We start from the raw sequence: 17,588 nt of genomic DNA on the forward strand, positions 1-17,588 counted from the left end.
GGCGGCCTCGGGCCGTCTCGGCTGCCGCAGGATCCACCGCGTGCCGTCGGCGGCCCGGACGTGCACGACCCGGAAGTCCCAGCCCGACTCGTCGACCCGGGCGCTGCCGGGGTCGAGTTCCTCGCCGAGCCGCCGCGCCGCCTCGCCGACGAGGTCCTGCGCCCGTGCCCGGCCGTCCGCAGCCGTGTCGGCGCGGCCGGGCGGCACGGACGTGCCGGGTCCGCGGGCGGGTGCGGCCGGCTCCGCTGCCACGGGCCGGTTCACCGGTCCGCCCCGGTGGGGGCGAGGTGCCGGTCCCGCGTGGCGTCGCGGTCCACCTTGCCGGTGTGGGTGCGTTCCAGTGCCGGGACGGGGACCAGCACGCTGGGGACGAGCTGCGGGGCCGCCGTGGCGGACAGGCGGGCACGGACGGCGTCCGCCACCTCGGCGGGGTCGTGGTCGGGCAGCGGTACGAAGAACGCGGCCAGGGTGCTGTGTTCGGCGCGGTCCACCCGTGCGGCGGCGGCCTCCAGGACGCCCGGGCAGCCGCCGACCAGGCCCTCCACCTCGATCAGGTCCACCCGGTGGCCGCGGATCTTGACCTGGTGGTCGGAGCGGCCCCGGAACACCAGGGCGCCCCCGGGGGCCTCGGAGACCAGGTCCCCGGTGCGGTACCAGCGGACGCCCTCGTGCTCGGTGAACCTGGCGGCCGTCCCGCCGGGGTCGCCGTGGTAGCCCAGGGCCAGGCCCGGCCCGGACACGGACAACTCCCCCGCCGCGTCGACGCGTTGCCCGACGTGCGGCAGTGGCAGCCCGATCGGCAGGTCGCCGTCGGCCTCGGGGAGGGCCGGCGCTCCCGGCCCGGCCAGCTGCACGGCGTGGGTGACCAGGGCCGTCTCGGTGGATCCGTACGTGTTGAGCAGGCGCACCCCGTCGGTGCCGAGGAGCCGCCAGCGCTCCAGCATGTCGGCCCGCACCGCCTCCCCGCCGATGACCACCGTCCGCAGGGACGCCGGAAGTTCCGCGCCCTGGTGCAGCAGGTCTCCGGCCAGGCCGTGCCAGAAGCCGGTCGGCAGCACCGCGACGGTGACCTCCTGCTCCTCGGCCACCTGGGCGAAGCGCTCCCGGGCCGCGTCGTCGACGACGAGCGTGGCCCCGCCGGTCAGCGTCGGGAGGATCTCCTCCAGGCTCGTGTCACCGCCGGCGCCGTGGAAGTGCAGCACGGTGGCGTCCGGCCCGGTCCCGTACAGGGTGCGCAGCGGCGGCACCACGGCGGACAGCGCCCGGTGCGGCACCACGACGCCCTTGGGTTCGCCGGTGGAGCCCGAGGTGAACAGCACGTACGCCGGGTCCTCGGGCCGGGCACCGACCGCGGCGGGCGGCACGCCGGTCCCCGGTGCGGGCGCGGTGGGCGCCCAGCGCGGGCGGTGCACCCGTGCGACCGGCGGCTGCCAGCCGGTGTCCGCGGTCGCCACGGCCTCCTCGACCCCCAGCCGGGCCAGGACCGACTCCAGCCGGGCCGGCGGATGTCCGGCCTCCAGCGGTACGTAGGCCCGGCCCGCCGCGAGCACGCCGAGCAGGGCGGCCACGTCCCGCGCCGAGTGGTGCACGACCACCCCGACCGGCGGCTGCGGTCGGCCCGTACGCGGGGCGACGGCGCCCGCCACCTCCAGCACCCAGGCGGCGAAGACGCCGTAGCCGATGACGAGTCCGTTGTCGATGACGGCCGGGCGGGCGGGATCGGTGCGCGCCGTTTCGAAGAACGGTTCCAGCAAAGGAATTCCGGTGTTTCCGGAGGACTGCATTGTGAATTTCCTCGTCCTGATGGAATATGAGCGGGTGCGTATTGTTGTGGAACACGATCTGGAAATACCCGTGCGCGACGGCGTCTTATTGACCGCCGACCTCTACCGGCCCGACACCGCGGACCCCGTGCCGGTCCTGGTGCGCCGCACCCCTTACGGAAGGTCCGGCCCACCGGGCGGCGCGTCCGTCGACGGGCTGCGCCTGGTCCGCTCCGGGTACGCCCTGCTGGTGCAGGACGTCCGCGGCCGGTTCGGTTCCGGCGGTGACTTCGATCCGTACTGGCACGAGGCCGCCGACGGCGCGGACACCGTCGCCTGGGCCGTGTCGCAGCCCTGGTGCGACGGCTCGGCGGGACTGTTCGGCCGCTCCTACGAGGCCATGGCCGCGCTGCTCGCCGCGGCGGAGCGCCCGCCGGGCCTGGGCGCCGTCGTCCCGCACGTGGCGGGATCGGGCTTCGACGAGGGCTGGACCCGCCAGGGCGGTGCCTTCCAGCTGGGCTTCGTCCTGTACTGGGTGCTCTACGACCTCCTGCTGGAAGGGGCGGGGCTGAGCGCGGCCGAGCGGGCCGAGGTGGCCGGGGCCGTCGACCGGATCGACGAGCTGTACCGGGACCCGGCCGCCGCCGCGGACCTGCTGGACCGCCTGGCGCCGTACTACCGCCGCTGGCGCGAGCACCCGTCCGGGGACCCGTACTGGCTGCGCGCCGCACCCCGCGCGGCGTACCCGGCGATCGACGTCCCCGTGCTCCACCTCACCGGCTGGTACGACATATTCCTCGCCGGCGCCCTCGAGAATTACCGGGGAATTCGGGAATGCGGGAACAGGACGTGTCTGGTGGTCGGCCCGTGGTCCCACTGCATCACCGGTGGAATATTTCCGCAGCGCCGTTACGGCCTGGCCGCGGACGAGGCCGAGCTCGATGTCACCGCTCTGCACCTGGAGCATTTCGACCGGCATCTGCGCCGCTCCGGCGAGGGCCCCGACCGGCGCGACCCGGTGCGGCTGTTCCTCACCGGCGCCGACTCCTGGCGCACGTTTCCCGACTGGCCCGTCCCCGGCACCGAGGAGCTCGTACTGCACCTCGACGGCCGCCGTCTGACGGCCGGCCCCGCCCCGGCGCGCGCCGGGGCCGACCGGATCCGTCACGACCCGGCCGACCCGGTGCCCACCACCGGCGGCGCCACCGCCCTGCCCGGGCAGTTCACCGGCGGCGACTGCGGCCCGCTGGACCAGCGCGAGGTGGAACGCCGTCCCGACGTGCTGTGCTTCACCGGGGAGCCGCTGGGCGCCCCGTTGACCGTAGTCGGCGACACCGTCCTGACCGTGTACGTCACCCCGGACGCCGCCGGCGCGGACGTGACGGCCAAGCTCGTCGACGTCCACCCCGGCGGCCGGGCCGAGCTGCTGTGCGACGGGGTCCGCCGGCTCGCGGCCGGGCCGGACGGCGTGGGCGCCGCCGGGGAGACCGGCGGGCCGGTGGAGGTCACCGTCGCGGTGGGGGCGGTGGGCCATGTGTTCCGCGCGGGCCACCGGATCCGTCTGGAGGTCGCGGCCAGCAACGCACCGCGCTTCGACGTCCACCCGCCGGCCCTGGCCCACCACACCGTCCACCACGGCGGTGACCATCCCTCACGCCTGCTGCTGCCGCGCCTGCCCGGCGCCTGACCCGGGTCCGGGGCCGGCGGCGTCCGGGTGGAAGACCGACAGGTCGGCCACCTTCTCGATCCGCCGGCCCGCCTCCCAGTGGGCCCGCCGCAGCCGCCGCAGCTGGGCGCCGGACAGCTTGGTGCTGTGCTGCGGGATCGACCGCACCATCCGGGCCCGCTTGGCCGAGGCCGGGTAGCGCTCGCGCACCTGGTACGGGTCGTTGAGCAGGTGGTGGGCGGTGCCCACGTGGAAGGCCGCCTTCAGCAGGGCGTAGTACGCCGCCGCCGCGGGTCCCTTGTCCCGGGCGCAGTGCAGCAGCGTCCGCGAGGCCTCGAACAGCCGCCACGCCACCGGCACCGCCGGAGTGGTGAACACGCCCGTCTCCTGGGCGATGCCCTCGCCGACGCCGTAGCGGAAGTAGCTGCGCATGTTGGCGAAGCCGTGCTGGGCGTCGTGGAAGATCCGCGCCTCGGGCAGGTACACCACGGGGATGCCCGCGAGCTGGAGCCGGAAGTCGAACTCCCGGTCCTCGCACCAGTGGATCAGCTCGTCGAAGTGGTAGCCGCCGATGTGGTCGACGATGTCCCGGTTGTAGATCAGCGGCGGGGACAGCGCGCTGACGTAGTCGCCCTCGTCGAACTCGCGCACCCGCGCCGTGAGCCGGCTGAGCAGGCCCTCCGACTCCCCGTACACCACCTGCCCCTTGACCACGGGCTCGGTGAGCACCGACCGCACCATGGCGCGGACGACGCCCGGGGCGAAGGTGCAGTCGGAGTCCATGAGCAGCAGGTACTGGCGGTCCGTGGCGGCGGCTCCGGCGTTGTAGGCCGCCCCGAGGTTGCCGACGTCCTCGATCTCCGTGACGGTCAGCGGGCGCGGGTGTTCGGCGATGAGCTTCAGCACGGCGTCGCTGGGGCCGTTCAGCGCCAGGACGATCTCGACGTCCTCGTCGACGGAGGCGATGCAGTCGGCGATCCGCAGGTCGTCGCGCAGGGCGATGACCACGGCGGTCCGGGCGATGCCCTTGTCGACCGCGGCCTCGTCCACCGGGTCGGTGGCCATCCCGTTCTCCCTTGTGTCGTTCGTGTCCGTACGGTGGGCCCGCGCGGTGGCGCGGGCCGGTCGGTGCGCGGTCACCGGGCGGGCGCCCGCAGCCGCAGGGGCAGGGCGCGCAGCGTGCGTTCGGCGATGGCCTCGGCCTCCGCCGGCGCCTCGGCGTGGGCGATCACCCCGGCCAGCACGTCGGCGCCGCCGCGGTAGGCGGGCAGTTCGGTGCCCGGTTCCAGGTCCATGCCCCAGAACACGTCGTGCACCCCGGCCCGGCGGGCGACGTGCCGGGGGTCGCCGACCCACTCGACGACCCCGCCGTCCGCCGGTACGAACCGCTGCACCACGGCCCGGCTCCGCCGCGGCGTCAGCTCGTCGAGGTCCAGGGGCTGCCCCAGGGCGAGGCGGACCACGTTGGGCAGCGGGTCCACGCCGGTGGCCAGCCGCATCACCTCGGTGGCGATCCGGGCCCCGGTGATCCGGCAGGTGATCTCCAGCAGGACCACCCGGCCGTCGTGGGTGCGCAGGATGTCGGTGTTGATCACCGCGGGGTCCAGGCGCAGGGCCCGGGCGCCGCGCCGGACCGTGTCCGTGACCTCCTCGATCTGTTCCTCGGTCAGCACGCTCGGCAGGGTGTCGCCGCCCTCGAAGAAGTGCGGGGCGAACTCCTCCTTGCGCCCGTACTCCCGGTCGGCGAACCCGAAGCGGTGCAGTTTCCCGTCGACCATGAAGGCCGCCAGGGTGTGCTCGGTGCCCTCCAGGAACTCCTCGATCACGATCCGGCCGCCCGGGCTGAGCAGCAGCGCCTCCTGCGCCAGCTCCCGCACCCGGTCCGCCGACTCGACCTTCATGACGCCCAGCGAACCGGTCTGGTCGCTGGGCTTGATGACCGCCGGCAGCCCGATGTCCTCGACCGCCCGCACGGCCTCGCCGACGCTCTCGGCGGTCGCGTACCGCGGCAGGTCGAGCCCGGCCTTGCGCAGGACCGCCAGCCGCCGGTCCTTGAACGTGCAGTTCAGGGCCGTCTCCAGGGGCAGGCCCGGGCAGCCGAGGTACCGGGCGAGCGTGCTGATCACCGGCGGGTTGTCCGCGCCGAGCGAGAACACGCCGTCGATCCGGTCGATCCCGGCGGCGGACAGCTCGGCGAGGACCGCCACCGCGTCGTTGGGGTCGCACTCCAGCAGGACGTCGGCGGCGGCGCGGACCCGGTCCGTGGGCCGTTCGGTCACCACCACCAGCTCCCGGCGGGGCGAACGCAGTTCGCCCAGTGACCGGTCCATGCCCGAACCGAGCCCGCACACCAGCAGGCGGTCAGTCACGGCCGCCTCCCGCCGGAACCGCGGGCGGCGGGGTGCGCAGGCTCAGCACCTGGAACACCTCGGCGTGGCCGGATCCGGCCGAGACCGCCCCGCGGTAGCGCGCCAGGCCCTCCACGCCCTCGTCCCAGGCGGCGTGCCGGAGCTGGGAGGCGTATGCGCGCATCGCCTCCACCTTGGCCCCGATCTGCCCGCCGATGTCCTCGGCGTACTGGAAGCGCGCCATCGGCGCCCACACCTCGTAGCCGAGCACCAGCCGCGGCGCCGGCATCGGGGGCCCGCCGGCCTCCTGGAAGAACGCGGAGCCCGCCATCCACAGGGCTTCGAGGGTGAGTTGGTGCACCATGCGGTGCTCGACGTCGTCGTCGTTGTCGTGCGGCAGGTACACCACCTGGGGCCGTACCTCGCGCAGTACCCGGACCAGGTCCAGGTGGACCCGGCGGCTGAGCGTGAAGTCCCGCGACGGCTCGTCGAACCGGATGCAGCGGTGCACGCCCAGGGCCTTCGCGGCGGCCTCGGTCTCGGCGGCGAACTCGGCGTCGGTCACGGCGTCGTCCAGGGCGCTGCGCTCCCGGCCGATGACGATCACCACCGTCACCCGGGCGCCGTCGCGGACGTGCTTGGCGATGGAGCCGCCGCAGCCGATCACGTCGTCGTCGGGGTGGGGTGCGACCACCAGGACGTCGGTCACCGCGGACTCCGTCCCCCGGCTTCCCGCGGTCATGCCCCGGCCTCCGGGGCTTCCCCGGCCCAGCGGGCCCATCCGGCGGTGACCGCGGCCGCTTCGGCGAACGGGGTGCGGGCGGTGAAGCCCAGTACCCGGCGGGCCTTGCCGTAGTCGGCGCGGGCCGTGGAACGGTACAGCTCCAGTTCCCAGTCGGCCACCGGTTCCCCGGCGGTGACGGGGGCGGGCCCGCCCGGTCCGCGCAGCGCGCGGACGGAGTCGAAGAACGTGCCCCAGCGCAGTTCCTCGGAGTGGCCCACGAGGAACCGCTCGCCGGCCGCCGCCGCGGTGTCCACGGCGAGGAGTACGGCCTCGGCGAGGTCGTCGACGTACACGGCGTTGCACACGCCGCCGTCGTCACCGGCCGGGAGCTGGGCGAAGTCGCCCGCCGGGCGGCGGAGCTGCGCCGTCGTCCACTGACCGCCCCACGGGCCGTGGACCACGCCGGGCTGGATCACCACCGTCTCCAGGCCGTCGCCGTGGGCCCGGACGACGAGCTGTTCGGCGGCGAGCTTCTGCTGCTGAGTACTGCCGGTCGCGGGGTCGCCGGGCGTGCGGCGGAGTCATCGGTCAGGGCTCCAGTCACGGCCGGATCGTAGACGTCGACGGTGCTCAGGTGCACCACGCGCCGCACCCCGGCCGCGCGGGCCGCGGCCAGCACGTTCCCGGTGCCGGCGACGGAGGCGGACCAGCGGTCGTCCTCGTCACCGGAGCTGCCCGAACGCGCAGTGCACGACGGTGTCGCAGCCCTCGAACGCCTCCCGGAGCGCGGCCGGGTCCAGCAGGTCGCCCTGGCGGAACTCCAGCCGGTCCTGCGGCAGGACCGACAGCCGGGCGGCGCGGCCGAAGCCGCGCACCACCGGCCGGACGCGGGCCTCGGTGCCGAGCACCAGCCGTTCGACGAGCCGGCCGCCGATGAAGCCGCTCGCGCCCGTGACGGCCACGGTGCGTCCGGCCAGCGCCGGCAGGGCGCCGGACCCGGCCGCGGCCTCCCGGCCCCGGGTCGTCCACGGCTGCGCGGACCGCTCGTGGGCGGGGCCCCCGTAGCACTCCTGGATCAGCTCGACCACGCGGACGCCGTCCTGCGGGGTGGAGTGGACGGAGGCCGTCCCGCGCACGGCCGCCGCGAAGTTGGCGAGCTGCTCGCTGAACAGCAGTTCCCACTCGTCCTGCGCCGGGGCCTCGGCCGGCACGTCCCCGCGGTGGAGCTCCACCCCGTCGGCGGTGACCAGGGTGCACTCCCCGGCGGGGAAGTCGGTGCCGATGGTCACCGTCGCACGGGTACCGGTGACCGTGCAGCTGATCCCGAGGTCGCGCAGGCGACTGAAGTCGCAGGTCACGTCGGTGGTGCCGAACCGCAGCCGGACGTGGGCGTCCGTCTCCACCCCGCCCAGCGAGTTGTCCTCGGCGCGGACCACCTCCACGTCGGGGCCCAGCCACCACAGCAGGGTGTCGAAGACGTGCGAGGCGGTGTCGGTGAGGACGCCGCCGCCCGCGAGCCGCCGGTCGAACATCGACCAGGAGACCGGCTCGTGGGCGTAGGGGTGTCCCTCGGACCAGTCGACCCGTACGACCTCGCCGAGGTCGCCGGCGTCGATGAGCCGCTTGATCCAGGCGTAGGCGGGGAAGAGCCGGCGCGGGTGGGCCATGGCCAGCACCGGCGCGCCCTCGGCCGCGGCGGTCCGCGCCAGCCGGCGGGCGTCCTCGACCGAGGTGGTCATGGGCTTCTCCAGCAGGACGTGCTTGCCCGCCGCCAGCAGCGCCTCGACGATCGGCGCGTGCAGGGTGTGCGGGGCCACCACGACGGCGGCGTCGAAGGCGTCGGCGGCCTCGGCCGGGTCGGTGGCGAGCACCACCTGCTCGGCGTCGGTGCCGCCCAGCTCGCGGTAGAGGGCGAGCGCGGCCTCGGCCTGCCGGGGGTCACGGTCGATCAGCGCGGTGAGCTGCACGTCGCCCTTGAGCGGGGGCAGGGCGGGCAGGTGGCAGCCGCGGGCGGCGGCGCCGCACCCGACGATCGCGAGGCGTACGGGAGTCATGGTCGTCTCCAGGGGTGTACGGAACGGGGGAAGGGGCTTTCAGAGGGCGGGGTGGTGGACCCATACGTTGGGCTCGGCGTAGGTGCCGTGGCCGTCCTCGGCGACCTGCAGCGGCACCAGCCCGCCGGGCAGCGGGTACGCGCCCGGGCCGGGCAGCGGCCGGCCGAGGAACTGCTCCCAGCGCGCGACCGGCTGACGGATCACCAGCGAGCGGCCGGCGATCCCGAGCCTGCGTGCGCCCAGCTCCAGATGGGTGCGCAGCCAGGGGTCGAAGCAGCGCCCGTCGGGCAGCCGCCAGGCGGCGTAGTCGGCGAGCGGGATCAGCGGGTAGTGCGGCTTGCGGGTGGGCCGGACCGGGATGACCACGCCCCGGGGGGCGTGCTCGGCGGCCCGCCGGCGTACCTCGGTGAGCAGTCGTTCGGCGTGCCCGGCCGCCCGGTGCGCGGGGTCCACGGACACCGACAGCATGCACACGGCGTCGGTCCGGTCCGGCGGGCCGTGGTCGACGGCCTCCACCAGTACCTCGTCGCTGCCTCCCGGCAGGGAGGCGGGGCTGCCGTCCCAGCGGACCGGCAGCCCGTTGGCCGCCGCGACCAGCTGCCCGTCGCCGTCCACCAGGCACAGCTGGTGGGCGGGGTAGCGGTCGTACATGCCGTGCCAGCGCCAGTTGCCCGGGGACTCCCAGCTCATGAACTCCGGCATGTTGGCGCCGATCAGGGCGTCGACGGCGGGCAGCAGCCCGGGGTCCCGGGACAGGTCGGTCAGGGTGAGGGTCACCGGCGGGTCAGCCCAGCAGCCGGGTCCGGGCGGTGGCCCGCATCTCGCGCGAGCGCCGCAGGTCCGAGGTCACGCACACCCGCTTCAGCCAGCGGTCGGTGCCGTCGTAGCGGGCCCGGAACGGCAGCCGGCCGTGCACCGCCCGGTGGTTGTCGATGAACAGCACGTCCCCCTGGTCCGCGACGACCTCCCGCATCGCGGCGTCCACCACCTTGAACAGCGCGTCGTAGGCGCGCCGGGCGTCGGGGTCGTTCTCGGGGACGGAGGTGAAGTAGGGGTCGAGACGCATGTACGGGTCGACGCGCGAGCCGTACAGCAGCGGGCCGAGCGGCCGTTCGTCGATCATCCGCTGGATGGTGGCGAAGCGCGCCGTCTCCTCCTCGGAGGCGAGGGTGTTGTTCTTCGGCAGGTGTGACTCGTCGGGCGCGATGTGGAAGCGCGGCTCGAAGAGGACGTCGATGTCGTCGGCGGACAGCGAGGACAGGTCCAGCTCGCCGACCGTCGTCGGCACGTGGTCCGGGTTGCGCAGCGCCCCGAGGATCAGGTAGTCGCTGCGGTAGGGGTGGAAGGCGTCCTCGGTGTGCCAGGTGAGCAGTTCCTTGCTGCCCATGCCGAGCTGGTCGTTCTCGTGCGCCCGGATCGGGAAGATGTCGTGGACGAGGTGCCCGTCCTGCTGGGTGGCCCAGCCGAACGGCTCGCCGAGCAGCGCCGAGTAGAGCATCAGCAGCAGTTCCTCGGGGAACTCCGGGCCGGGCCTCCGGCGGCCGCGCCAGTGCTCGGGGGTGGGGCCGATGCGGTCCTGGTCGAAGTCGTGGCCGCTGACCACGGCGTGGCCGTGGCGGTCGGCCAGTTTGAACTCGCGCAGGAACCGCTGTACGCCCTCCGGCAGGCCGGCGGCCAGCCGGGGGCAGGTCGTGCAGCAGCTCGGGGTCGCCGAAGGACGGGTAGGCGGAGGCCAGGCCGAGGCACAGGTCCGCTGTGGCGGAGGCCCTCGTCGGGCGTCAGGGTGTAGGCGTGCGTGGACGGGTCGGTGAGGTTCGACATGCCAACTCTCGCTGAGTGGTCGGGGATGGTTGCTGCTGCCCGCGGCCGGCCGGGGCCGGGCCGGGGCCCTCGGGTGGTGCGGTGGTGCGGGTGGTCCGGTGGCGTGCGGGTGGTCCGCGGGGTGCGGGCCCGCCGGTTCAGCGCCCGGCCGGCACGTCGCCGCAGGACGGGGCCGTGAGCGCCGCGGCGAGCAGCCGGGGCGTGGGCGAGGCGAACAGGGCGCTCGCCCGGAGTCCGGCGGCGCCGGAGTGGGACTCGCGCAGCCGCGCGAGCAGGCGCATGGCGAGCAGGGACTGGCCGCCGTGGTCGAAGAAGTTGTCGTCGTGGGCCCAGGCGCGGATCGCCCAGGACCTCGCGGAAGAGGCCCAGCGTGGTGTCCAGCGGCTCGCCGGCACCGGTCCCGTCCGGGCCGTGCGCCCCGGTGCCGGTGTCCTGGAGGGCCGGGGCCCCCGCCGGGGCGGGCTGGGCCGTCGCCGTGCCGGCCGCCCAGGCGGCCAGCAGCCTCTTGTCGATCTTGCCGTGCGGGTTCTTCGGCAGGACGGCCACCCGGTGGAGCACCCGCGGCACCGCCCAGTCCGGCAACTGCGCCTCCAGCGGCGCTACCAGCGCGTCCCGGTCCGCTCCGGTGAGCCGTACGGCCTCCCCCGGCGGCGGCGCCGTCGCCGGATCGGCGGGCACGGTGAACGCCCACAGGACCGTGCCGGTCGCCGGGTCGGGGAAGACCACGGCCTGGCCCACGCCTGCCGCCCCGCACAGGGCGCGCTCCACCCGGGCGGGCTCCAGCCGGTGCCCGCGGATCTTGATCTGGTCGTCGACCCGGCCGAGGAAGACCAGCTGCCCGTCGGCGTCGACACGGCCGAGGTCGCCCGTCACGTACGCGCGGGCGCCGGGTGCGGTGGCGTACGGGTCGGGGACGAAGCGCCGGGCGGTGGCCGCGTCGTCGTCGAGGAAGCCGCGGGCCAGCAGCGGGCCACCGATGTGGATCTCGCCGGTCTCGCCGTCGGGCACCGGCCGGCCGTCGCGCCGGACGGTGATCTCCACGTCCCGCAGCGGGGTGCCGAGCGGCACCTCGTCGGCGTCGGCCGGCAGGCGTCCGGTGTAGAAGGTGGAGCTGACCGTGCATTCGGTGAGGCCGTACACGTGGGCGAGGGCGGCGGGCTGCCGGTCCTGCCAGGCCCGGTAGGGCTCCGAGTCCATCCGTTCGCCGCCGACCACCACGGTGCGCAGGGCCTGCGGGGTGGTGGCTCCGGCGGCCTCCAGCCAGCGGGCGTACTCCAGCCAGTACTGGGTGGACAGTTCCACGACGGTGGTCCGGCTGCGGGCCAGGGTGACGTGGAGCTCCTCGGCGTCCAGGGCCCGGGTGTCCTCCCGGCACACCACCGCAGCACCGGCCGCGAAGGCGGGGAACACCTCCTCGATCAGTACGTCGAAGCCCAGGGAGGCCACCTGGAGCCAGCGGTCGTCGGGGGTCAGCGCGAGCCGCTCGGCGACCGCGGTCGCGAACCGGCCCAGGGCGTCCCGCTCGACGACCGTGCCCTTGGGCTGTCCGGTGGAGCCGGAGGTGAACAGCACGTAGGCCACGTCGGCCCCGCGGGCCGCCGGCCGCCGCCGCGGCCCTGCCGGGCGGTCGCCCGCCGCACCGTCGCCTGCCGGGCCTTCCTCCACCGGGCCGTCGCCCGCCCGGCCGTTGCCTGCCGGCCCGTCCTCCGCCGCGCCGTCGCCTGCCCGGCCGTCGCCTGCCCGGCCGTCGCCTGCCCGGCCGTCGTCCGCCCGGCCCGGTGTGGCGGGCGACGGCTCCGGTACGTACGCGGCCTCCGGCGCGTGGTCGCCGTCGCCCAGCCAGACGGCGGCCGCGGTGCGGCGGACCAGCGCCGCGCGGGCGGCGGCCGGGAGCCGGTCGTCCAGGACGGTGAAGCCCGCTCCGGCCTTCAGCGCCGCCAGCATCCCGAGCACCGTACGGGCCGGATCGCCGAACGCCAGGCCCACCAGTCGCCCGGGGGCGGCGCCCCGCGCGGCGAGCGAGTCGGCCCAGGCGTCGGTCAGCCGGTCCGCCTCGCCGTACGCCAGCACCCGGTGCGGGGTCACCAGGGCCGGCCGGGCGGGATGCGCGCGCACCGACCGCTCCCACAGGCCGAGCACGTCGAGCCCGTGGCCGCTCCCGGTCGCGGCGGTCACCGGCCCGCCCCGCGGGTGCGCAGGAAGGCCGACAGGCCGTCCAGGCCCGCCCGGAAGGCGGCTTCCGGGCGCCGAAGCCCAGACGGTGCGCCGTGCGGAGCCCCGAAGGCCGTGCCGGGGACCAGCAGGGTGCGGTGCCGGTCCAGCAGCTCCAGGCAGAACCGTTCCACCGCCTCGGGGCCGGAGCCGGCCCGCTCCAGCTCGCGGAAGACCGGCAGCGCGCACACGCCGCCCTCCGGCGGGTTCCACCGGACCAGTCCCAGCGCCTCGTGCTCGGCCATCCACTCCGTCAGGTGCGCCAGGTTGCGCCGGGCCTCGGCCGCCCGCGCCCCGATCAGCGCGTCGGCGTTGCGCATCGCCCGCTCGGCGATCAGCTCGACCAGCGGCGACAGGAACAGCGTGGTCCGGTCGCGCAGCGGGAAGGTGGCGGTGAGCAGGGGCTTGGGCGCGACGGCCCAGCCCACGCGCAGCCCGGGCAGGCCGAACGTCTTGGAGAAGGTGCCGTAGGAGACGGTGTCGCCGCCGGCCGCGCCGGGATCGGGCAGCACCTCCCAGCGGTGGGCGATCTCGGCGGTGGCCGCGTCCCAGACGAGCGTGGCGCCGGTGACGGCGGTCCGCTCCGTGAGGGCCTTCAGGCCCTGGGGGGAGAGGGAGACTCCGGTGGGGTTGTGCGGGAAGTTGACGATCACGGCCGCGGTGCCGGGCGTGACCAGGGCGGTCAGCACCTCCGGGTCGATCTCGCCGTCGCGGACCGCCGTCGCGGGGAGGGTGACGACGTCGCATCCCGCCGCCCTCGGATAGTGGCCGAGCGAGTGGTAGATGCCCTCCTGGACGACCACCCGGTCGCCCGGGTGCAGCAGCGTGCTGAGGGTCAGCGCGATGGCCTCGCTGGAGCCGTGCGTGACCAGCACCCGGTCGGCGTCGCCGCCGGCGTACCGGTCGGCGACGGCCCCGCGGATGCCGGCCCCGCCCTGCGAGACGCTGTCGTCCATGACGATCTCGTCGAGGTCGGCGGCGGAGATCCGGCACAGGTCGCGTATCTCGGCGAAGGTGTACGGATGGACCCCGCTGGAGCTGATGTCGTGGATGTCCGGGCCGAGGTGCCGGCGGTACCACTCCTCCAGCACCGGAGGTTCTTCACGCCGTGGACGGAGACTGCTCATGGCTGTGCAACTGTCCCTTCTCTACCCCTGACGGGTTTCCCGCCACCAGCGCTGCCCGGAGAGGGGGAGCGTGTCGATGGGGTCGTAGTAGTGGTACGAGCCGCTGTGGGCGTCCGGGTCCGCCGCCTCCAGCGGGGTGAGGTAGCTCTTGCTCCAGTGCGAGACCCCGAGTTCCCGGTCGTAGGCGTCCGCCTGGTCCACCCACCGCTTGCCGGCCATCGGTACGTCGCACACGATGCGCGGAGTGGCGAACCCCGGTAGGTAGCCCATGATCTGACGCTGGATCAACTGGGCGCTGTGCAGCGGGACCCGCCAGTGCTCGGCGTTCGGGATCATGTCGCACATGTAGAAGTAGTACGGAGTGATGCCGGCGTGGTCGCAGAGCGCGAAGCACAGGTCGAGCAGGTCGTGCGCGCTGTCGTTGACCCCGCGCATCAGCACGCCCTGGTTGCGCACGTCGTGCAGACCGGCGCCCAGCAGGCCCCAGGCCGCGCGGGCCACGCCGGACGTCACCTGCTGGGCGGCGTTGGCGTGGGTGTGCAGCGCCACGCGCACGCCGCGGGACCGCGCCTTGGCGGCGACGCGTTCGACGCCCCGCAGCACCGGGGGGGAGCTCCAGTGCTGGGGCAGTCCGATCAGGCCCTTGCTGGCCAGCCGGATGTCGCGGATCGACTCGATGTCCAGCAGCCCGTCCACGAAGCGCTCCAGCCGCGGCCAGGGCATGTTCGCCAGGTCGCCGCCGGAGACCACCACGTCCCGGATGCCCGGGGTGGCGCGCAGGTGCGCCAGGATCTGCTCGGCGCGGTCGGCCGGCTTGAGCTGGAGCCTGTTCTTGGTGACCTGCGGGGTGGAGTTGCCGACCAGGTCCATGCGTGTGCAGTGCCCGCAGTACTGCGGGCAGGTCGACAGCAGTTCCGCCAGCACCTTGGTGGGGTAGCGGTGGGTCAGCCCCTCCACCACCCACATGTCCTGCTCGTGCAGCGAGTCCCGGCTGGCCATCGGGTGCGAGGGCCACACCGGGTGCCGGTCGGAGAAGACCGGCAGCATGTAGCGCCGTACGGGGTCGTCGTAGAAGGCCTTGGTCAGCTCGCCGGGGCGGGCCGCCGAGGCCTCCGCGGCCATCGTGTTGATCATCTGGGGCGGCAGCAGCACCGACATCGTCGCCCGGTGCAGCCGGTCCCGCTCCCAGTCCTCGTAGAACTCCTCGTCGAGCAGGTCGCCGACGACGGCGCGCAGTCCCTTCGCGTCCTTGACGCAGTGGGCGCGCTGCCACTGCGGATCCGCCCACTCGGCCTCGGTCACCTCGCGCCAGCCGGGGAAGCGTCTCCAGTCGGGTTCCGTGAGCGGACGGCTCCGGTACGCGTAGACGCCTTCGAGAGCCGCTGATTCCGTCTGGCTGCGTGCTGTGTCCACCAACCCGCCACCCAATCCCGTCGGTTTCGGCCGTATCGCCTGACGTCAACCGATCTTGCAGAGCCCCGGCGTTGTACACGAGGTCAGGTTGTACGGGGCGCAGCTGCCGTACGCCCCTGTACAACCGGTCGGCGGGGGCGAAGGGTTGTACGAGCGCGTGTACGGGTCACCGGACGGGAGCGACCTTGTACAGTCCTCTGGCGGACGACCGAAGCGGAATGCCCGGAGAACGGGCGGCGGCCCGCTGGTTCGGCAACGAACCGAAATCGGACGACCCGTCCGCGAAGTGGCCGGAATCCTCGACTGAAGATTGATCGATTTGTCAGTGGCATGTACCAATGTCCGAGAGATCCGGTGCTGAGGTTCCGGTAACCCGCGGGGCCTCCAGCCCGACGCACCGCCCGGCCGTGCGCCTCGATCAGGTTGTACGGCCCGGATGGACCATGTGCTTCGTTCAACACCATCGACGAGCAGGGGGAGAAGCATGCCCAGGCCAGAGCGGTTACTGGACCCCACGGCAGGACCGTTGGAGCAATTCGCCCACGACCTGCGCCTTCTGCGCAGGCAGGCCGGGAACCCCTCCTACCGGACCATGGCCAAACGCGCCCACTACTCCGTGGCCACCCTCTCCGAAGCGGCCCGCGGGCTGCACAAACCCTCGCTGAAAGTGACCCTCGCCTACGTGACCGCCTGCGAGGGCGACCCCGAGCCCTGGGCCCGCCGCTGGTACCGGCTCAGCAGCGAACTGGAAGGACGCGACGCCCCCGCCCGCGGACAGCCGCGCGCCCCCGGCCTGGTCCCGCCCCAGCCGGCCGCCGGCCACCGCCGCCCCGCGGACGAGGGAGCCGCCCGCGCCGGGCGGCCGGCCGCGCCCCGCACCCCCGCGTCCCCCGCGCCCAAGGGCCGCCCCCGCGGGCACCACCCCGCCGTCGACGCCCTGACGGCCGACGAGCGGGCCGAACTGCGCCGGCTGCGCAGCGAGGTCGAGGAACTGCGGCACGCCAACGCCGTGCTCAAGGCGGCCTCCGCGATCTTCGCCGCGGATCTCCGCACAAACTCCCAGGTCGTGTACAACCCGGCGGACCGCCAAGATCCGTTGGCATGACCGGAACGCCGGGCGGCCTGGGCCCCCGGCACACCCGGCGGACCCGACGACCGACCCTTGGGGACTGACCATGCGTGTGCTCGGAGTCAACGGCTGGCCCGGCGCCAGCCACGACGGTGCTGCCTGCCTCGTCGTGGACGGCGAAGTCATCGCCCTGGCCGAGGAGGAACGCTTCACCCGCAACAAGCACGCCTACGGCGAGGCGCCCTTGAACGCCGCCGCCTACTGCCTCGCGGAGGGCGGTCTCACCCTGGACGACATCGACGTCGTCGCCCACGGGTGGGACCTGCCCACGCTCTTCGCGGACCGCGGCCTGGACTGGTTCGACAGCGACGCCGACGCCCTCGAACACCTGCTGCCCAAGGCCCTCTTCCCGCGCGCCCGCGACCCCCGGCTCACGTTCGTCGACCACCACGTGGCCCACGCCGCCAGCGCCTACCTCCTCTCCGGACGCGACCGGGGCGCCGTCCTCGTCCTGGACGGCCAAGGGGAGAACGCGAGCACCACCCTCGCCGTCGGCATCGACGGCCGGCTCAAGACCCTGCGCTCCCACACGCCCGGCTGGTCCCTCGGCTACTTCTACGCCGCCGTCTGCGCCTACGCCGGCCTCGGCGCCGACAACGCCGGCAAGATGATGGGCCTGGCCTCCTACGGCACCCCCCTCGACCTCACCTTCGGCGGCGCCCTCGGCTTCACCGTGGCCACATATCACCGTCGGCGTCGTCCCGCCCGACCTGCGCTCGACCGGCAGCACCGACGAGGAGACGGCCACCATCCGGTACTGGCTGGAGCACCTGGAGAAGACCCTCCAGGACGCCCCCAACCGCACCGTGCGCCGCTTCGACCCGCGCGACGGCCGGTACACCAGGACCACCGAACGGGACCCGTTCGAGTACCGGGACCTCGCCGCCACCGCGCAGGCCGCCCTGGAGCGGGCCGTGACGGGCCTGGTGCGCGGCCTGCTGCGGGAGACCGGCGAGACCACGCTGATGATCGCGGGCGGGGTCGGCTTCAACGCCACCCTCAACGGCAAGCTCATGCGGATGCCCGAGGTCCGGGACCTCTTCGTGCAGCCGATCGCGGGTGACGCGGGGGTCTCGCTGGGCGCCGCGGTCTGGGTCGCCGCCGAGGAGGGCGACCGGATCCTGCCCATGACCGGCTCGGTCGCCTGGGGCCCGCAGTGGTCCGCCGGGGAGATCCGCGAGGTCCTGGAGGCCACCGGCACCGCGTTCAGCGAGCCCGCCGACATCGCCGCGGCCACCGCCGGCGTCCTGGCCTCCGGCGGCGTCGCCGGCTGGTTCCAGGGCCGCGCCGAGGGCGGCCCCCGCGCCCTGGGCCACCGCAGCCTGGTCGCCG

Annotated in this window: 15 protein-coding genes and 3 pseudogenes; 4 read left to right on the top strand and 14 right to left on the bottom strand. The window is 74.5% G+C overall.

Features of this window, described 5'->3' with window-relative positions; all coding sequences use genetic code 11:
• Together SSNG_RS41805 and SSNG_RS04785 are read right to left on the bottom strand one after the other, a co-directional pair.
• Window positions 1-252, bottom strand: a pseudogene (locus SSNG_RS41805) (hypothetical protein); the annotation flags it as partial.
• Between the two features lie 8 nt (window positions 253-260).
• Window positions 261-1,784, bottom strand: coding sequence for an AMP-binding protein (locus SSNG_RS04785; RefSeq protein WP_007262670.1), 1,524 nt, complete (start codon window positions 1,782-1,784; stop codon window positions 261-263).
• A gap of 34 nt (window positions 1,785-1,818) precedes the next feature.
• On the opposite strand from SSNG_RS04785, the gene SSNG_RS04790 reads away from it, so the two are divergent.
• Complete coding sequence (locus tag SSNG_RS04790; RefSeq protein WP_206731279.1) at window positions 1,819-3,450, top strand: CocE/NonD family hydrolase; 1,632 nt, start codon at window positions 1,819-1,821, stop codon at window positions 3,448-3,450.
• Here the strand turns inward: SSNG_RS04790 and SSNG_RS04795 are convergent.
• From SSNG_RS04795 to SSNG_RS04835, 12 genes and pseudogenes are all read right to left on the bottom strand, one after another.
• A complete protein-coding gene (locus tag SSNG_RS04795; protein WP_007262672.1) occupies window positions 3,415-4,494 on the bottom strand; it encodes a glycosyltransferase in 1,080 nt (359 codons plus the stop codon). The two genes, SSNG_RS04790 and SSNG_RS04795, sit on opposite strands and share 36 nt — an antisense overlap.
• A 71-nt stretch (window positions 4,495-4,565) precedes the next feature.
• Complete coding sequence (locus SSNG_RS04800) at window positions 4,566-5,798, bottom strand: ATP-grasp domain-containing protein (RefSeq protein ID WP_007262673.1); 1,233 nt, start codon at window positions 5,796-5,798, stop codon at window positions 4,566-4,568.
• The gene (locus tag SSNG_RS04805) at window positions 5,791-6,486 is read right to left on the bottom strand and encodes a PIG-L deacetylase family protein (protein WP_007262674.1); all 696 of its coding nucleotides are present in this window, start codon (window positions 6,484-6,486) and stop codon (window positions 5,791-5,793) included. Before SSNG_RS04805 ends, SSNG_RS04800 begins: the two co-directional genes overlap by 8 nt.
• A 29-nt stretch (window positions 6,487-6,515) precedes the next feature.
• The gene (locus tag SSNG_RS43490) at window positions 6,516-6,977 is read right to left on the bottom strand and encodes a hypothetical protein (protein WP_241694992.1); all 462 of its coding nucleotides are present in this window, start codon (window positions 6,975-6,977) and stop codon (window positions 6,516-6,518) included.
• The gene (locus tag SSNG_RS44740; protein WP_277752136.1) at window positions 6,974-7,180 is read right to left on the bottom strand and encodes a hypothetical protein; all 207 of its coding nucleotides are present in this window, start codon (window positions 7,178-7,180) and stop codon (window positions 6,974-6,976) included. Before SSNG_RS44740 ends, SSNG_RS43490 begins: the two co-directional genes overlap by 4 nt.
• 43 nt (window positions 7,181-7,223) lie before the next feature.
• Window positions 7,224-8,555 (bottom strand): Gfo/Idh/MocA family oxidoreductase, encoded by a 1,332-nt coding sequence (locus SSNG_RS04810; protein ID WP_277752137.1) that lies wholly within the window; start codon window positions 8,553-8,555, stop codon window positions 7,224-7,226.
• A gap of 39 nt (window positions 8,556-8,594) precedes the next feature.
• On the bottom strand, window positions 8,595-9,332 hold the full coding sequence (locus SSNG_RS04815) for a GNAT family N-acetyltransferase (protein ID WP_007262677.1): 738 nt from the start codon (window positions 9,330-9,332) through the stop codon (window positions 8,595-8,597).
• 7 nt (window positions 9,333-9,339) lie between these two features.
• The gene (gene vioC, locus SSNG_RS04820; RefSeq protein ID WP_241695204.1) at window positions 9,340-10,233 is read right to left on the bottom strand and encodes an arginine beta-hydroxylase, Fe(II)/alpha-ketoglutarate-dependent; all 894 of its coding nucleotides are present in this window, start codon (window positions 10,231-10,233) and stop codon (window positions 9,340-9,342) included.
• A 280-nt stretch (window positions 10,234-10,513) separates the two neighbouring features.
• Window positions 10,514-10,657, bottom strand: a complete 144-nt coding sequence (locus SSNG_RS43495; protein ID WP_241695205.1) for a hypothetical protein — start codon at window positions 10,655-10,657, stop codon at window positions 10,514-10,516.
• Between the two features lie 292 nt (window positions 10,658-10,949).
• Window positions 10,950-12,551 (bottom strand): annotated as a pseudogene (locus SSNG_RS04825) (AMP-binding protein); the annotation flags it as partial.
• On the bottom strand, window positions 12,548-13,678 hold the full coding sequence (gene vioD / locus SSNG_RS04830; protein WP_042800544.1) for a capreomycidine synthase: 1,131 nt from the start codon (window positions 13,676-13,678) through the stop codon (window positions 12,548-12,550). The gene vioD and the pseudogene SSNG_RS04825, both read right to left, overlap by 4 nt.
• A 57-nt stretch (window positions 13,679-13,735) precedes the next feature.
• Window positions 13,736-15,127 carry a hypothetical protein gene (locus tag SSNG_RS04835; protein WP_007262681.1) on the bottom strand — a complete coding sequence of 464 codons (1,392 nt, stop codon included), beginning with the start codon at window positions 15,125-15,127 and terminating at the stop codon, window positions 13,736-13,738.
• A 526-nt stretch (window positions 15,128-15,653) separates the two neighbouring features.
• Between SSNG_RS04835 and SSNG_RS04840 the strand changes: the two genes are divergently transcribed.
• From SSNG_RS04840 to SSNG_RS43505, 3 genes and pseudogenes are all read left to right on the top strand, one after another.
• On the top strand, window positions 15,654-16,232 hold the full coding sequence (locus tag SSNG_RS04840) for a helix-turn-helix domain-containing protein (protein WP_241694993.1): 579 nt from the start codon (window positions 15,654-15,656) through the stop codon (window positions 16,230-16,232).
• A gap of 70 nt (window positions 16,233-16,302) precedes the next feature.
• Window positions 16,303-16,845: pseudogene (locus SSNG_RS43500) on the top strand (carbamoyltransferase N-terminal domain-containing protein); the annotation flags it as partial.
• Between the two features lie 217 nt (window positions 16,846-17,062).
• Window positions 17,063-17,588: carbamoyltransferase N-terminal domain-containing protein (locus SSNG_RS43505; RefSeq protein WP_277752138.1), on the top strand; the 526-nt coding region annotated here is incomplete at its 3' end.

The sequence above is a fragment of the Streptomyces sp. C genome, from assembly GCF_000158895.1.
Lineage (GTDB): Bacteria > Actinomycetota > Actinomycetes > Streptomycetales > Streptomycetaceae > Streptomyces > Streptomyces racemochromogenes.